Here is a 3,320-nt window from a genome sequence, read left to right as displayed (position 1 = left end):
AGCGGCTGTGGACTATACATACGGAACTGAGAATCTAAACGATTTTTAGCAGCCGCAAAAACTTCTTCATATTTGATCTCCAGTTTATTGTCTTTGATGATCTTATTTTCAATCAAAGTCCACCGCAGGTTACGAGCAAAATCATCATAACCTTGTGCCAATTCTTCGTCACTCAGTTTTTCATTAGTTGCTTTTAGCCAACGTCTTAAAAATTCATCAGGAAGACTAAGTTTAGCTTTTTCTAAACCAAACTGTAGCATGTCTGCCTGAAGCTTCTGGTCAGCATTTTGAACCATCATACTTTCAAGCTCTTCTTTGATTTTTTCTTTAAACTCCTTTTCAGTTTTAACAACATCAGCACCGAATATCTTATCAAAGAACTCCTGATTTAAATCTCCTTCTTCTAAGCGATTAATATTTTGAACCGTTAGCTGAAATTTAGATTTAAGGTCTTGAGCATCTTCTTCAGAAATATTTAACACCTTGGCAATAATTGTAGCATTACCATCAAATGCTTTCTGAAGATCTACATTCACAACTGCTTCTTTCTTTAATCCAATCAGTGACTTTTTGATCTTAGTATCACTTACCTGATCTAAGCGAACAGATGCAGTAGCACTTATGCCACCTTCAAAAACAGAACCATCAGCAGAAAGCTGCTTTAAATCTGCATATAAAACATCATCATCTGCCGATACGTCAGGATTTGACATTTTGCCATAGCTTTTTCTTAAGTTCGTGATACGAGATGCCAGTGTTCCAGGATCTACTTTTACCTGATAATAGGTTAATTTATCTTTTGATGTAAATCCAAGTTCAAATTCAGGAGCCAAGCCAAGTTCGTAAACAAACTCAAAATCATCGGTAAAATCCCAATTAAACTCCTTGCTATCATCTACCTTAGGCAATGGCTGACCAAGAACTTCAAGTTTATTATCAGTTATATAATTACTCAAAGCATCATTCAGAATAGCGTTGACTTCATCAACTAAAATACTCTTACCATACATTTTTTTGATATGTGCTGCAGGAACCATTCCGGGACGAAAGCCAGGGAGTTTTGCTTTTTTTGCTTGGGCTTTGATCGCCTTTTCTACACGCTCTTTGTAATCTTCAGGATTAATCTTAACAGTTAGTACAGAATTCAGATTGTCTATTTTGTCCTGTGTAATGTTCATTGTCTGAGTTTTATGTCGTTTTAGTTTATACAAAAATTCCCCGGTTTGTAGCCGGGGAATTAATCAGTGCGGATGAAGGGACTCGAACCCCCACGCCGTGAAGCGCCAGATCCTAAGTCTGGTGCGGCTACCAATTACGCCACATCCGCATTTTAGGATTAATTTGAAAAATCTAAAGATTTATGAGCTTTAACACTCAATATTTCTAAAGGTATTTCGGTCGGCAAAACTAACCTTTTTCTACTTAATTACAAAATCTATTATGCTTAATATTTATGGATGACCATTAATTTGCTTTATAAGTGACCGTAAATAGTCGGGGGTATGCAAAAGCCGACTGCCATACCAAGAAAAAAGCTCGCCATCAACAATCATAACTTTTGATTCAGGAAACCTAGCCTGCATCTCCTGAACATGTTCATTCTTAAATGGATATGGCTCTGAAGAAAGAAATATAACTTGAGGAGCTAAATCTTCTAATTGCTCCAAACTCATCACGGGATACCTATTTAGTTTAACTGAATTATCAAACCCAGCCATTGACAAAACATGATCAATAAAAGTTTCTTTTGCTGCCAACATATAGGGATCCTTCCATATAAAATAGGCAGTCTTTAAATTAGTTGCACGTATCGATTCAAGATCAGCAAAACGATTTTTAATCGTTGAGGCCAATACTTTAGCTTTTTCAGCTTGCCCAGTTAAAATCCCAACCTGCTCAATCATATTGTAAGCATCTTCCAACATACTGATATCACTCATCCAAACCGGATACTCATTCATTAATTCCTCTAGCTGAGCTTGGCTGTTTTCTTCTTTGTTTCCAATAATAAGGTCGGGTTTCAAGCCTCTTATTTTATCTAAATTGAGTTTTTTTGTGCCTCCAACTTTAATTTTGGAATTAAACTTTTCATTTGGATGGATACAAAACTTTGTAATTCCAATTACTTGCTCATCTAAACCCAGATCAAAGAGCAATTCGGTTTGTGAAGGAACTAGCGAAATGATTCTTTTAGGTGGATAATTAAGGGAAATAACCCGTCCCATTTGATCTGTAAATGTGCGTTTTTGCATACTTTTACAAAGTAAGCTATTTTTTATAAATGCCTAGATTAACATTGTACTCATTACTGATTCTATCTCTTGCAGGTTATGTTCTGATGGGTTATTTTGTCAATAGATCAAATTTTGAACTACTCATTACCGTTTACAGCGCCTTATTTTTATTGAGTTATTTTATTTTAAAAAATAAAAGACATTATAATTTTAAGGTTCTTCTACTTAGCGGCGTATTATTCCGGTTTTGCCTTATTTTTTCGAAACCAGCCTTGTCTGACGATTTTTATAGATTTTTCTGGGATGGCCGGATTCAACAATTAGGTTTTAATCCATTCGACTTCACACCCAGGCAATTCTTAAATCAGAATTCAGATGCCTTTTTAAGTCAATTATTTCCATACCTCAACTCACCTGATTATTTCAGTGTTTATCCTCAATTATCTCAGATCCTTTTTAACATAGTATCAGTAATTGGGGAGGATAGTTTGCAAACAAATTTAATTGTAATGAAGTCAATGATTTTTGTTTCTGAAATAGGCACTCTTTACCTTTTGAATAAACTAGCAAATAAAAGAAAACAAGACCCTTCAAACCTTTTAATCTATCTACTCAACCCGCTGGTTATCATAGAACTTACTGGCAATATACACCTTGAAGCATTCATGATCTTCTTTTTCCTGCTTGCTGTAATGCTTTTTTACAGGCAGCAATTGATTGGATCTGCAACCGCATTATCCCTATCAGTACAGGCTAAACTATTGCCAATTCTTGCCATACCCTTTCTCATTCAAAAAATTGGAATCAAAAAAACGATTGGATATGGATTAGTATGCCTTTTAATAACCGCATTCATTAGTATTGGAAGTATCGATACGAGCGAACGACTTGCTCATATTGCCGAAAGCCTCAATCTATATTATGGAAAGTTTGAATTTAATGGCGGTATTTATTTGTTTTTTAGAAGTATAGGATGGGTGGTAATGGGCTATAATCCAATTGCTGTTTTGAGTAAACTGATGATAGTTTTTACCCTAGCAGGAATTTTATTTGTTTATCTGAAAGAATCGGATATGCTCTCTGGTT

Annotated in this window: 3 protein-coding genes and 1 tRNA gene; 1 reads left to right on the top strand and 3 read right to left on the bottom strand. The window is 35.2% G+C overall.

Features of this window, described 5'->3' with window-relative positions; genetic code table 11:
- From tig to ACIQZ6_RS12515, 3 genes are all read right to left on the bottom strand, one after another.
- Positions 1-1,178: trigger factor (gene tig, locus ACIQZ6_RS12525; RefSeq protein WP_395811606.1), on the bottom strand; the 1,178-nt coding region annotated here is incomplete at its 3' end.
- Between the two features lie 67 nt (positions 1,179-1,245).
- Positions 1,246-1,327: transfer RNA gene (locus ACIQZ6_RS12520), tRNA-Leu, on the bottom strand.
- A 124-nt stretch (positions 1,328-1,451) separates the two neighbouring features.
- Positions 1,452-2,252, bottom strand: coding sequence for an ABC transporter substrate-binding protein (locus ACIQZ6_RS12515; RefSeq protein WP_395811604.1), 801 nt, complete (start codon positions 2,250-2,252; stop codon positions 1,452-1,454).
- 29 nt (positions 2,253-2,281) lie between these two features.
- On the opposite strand from ACIQZ6_RS12515, the gene mptB reads away from it, so the two are divergent.
- Positions 2,282-3,320: polyprenol phosphomannose-dependent alpha 1,6 mannosyltransferase MptB (mptB, locus tag ACIQZ6_RS12510; RefSeq protein ID WP_395811602.1), on the top strand; the 1,039-nt coding region annotated here is incomplete at its 3' end.

Source organism: Daejeonella sp. (genome assembly GCF_044348475.1).
Lineage (GTDB): Bacteria > Bacteroidota > Bacteroidia > Sphingobacteriales > Sphingobacteriaceae > Daejeonella.
This window is presented reverse-complemented; position numbering and strand designations above follow the sequence as displayed.

Bases quoted from the DNA above. Each gene is read 5' to 3' on its own strand.
- ACIQZ6_RS12515 (WP_395811604.1), bottom strand. From the start codon at position 2,252: ATGCAAAAACGCACATTTACAGATCAAATGGGACGGGTTATTTCCCTT.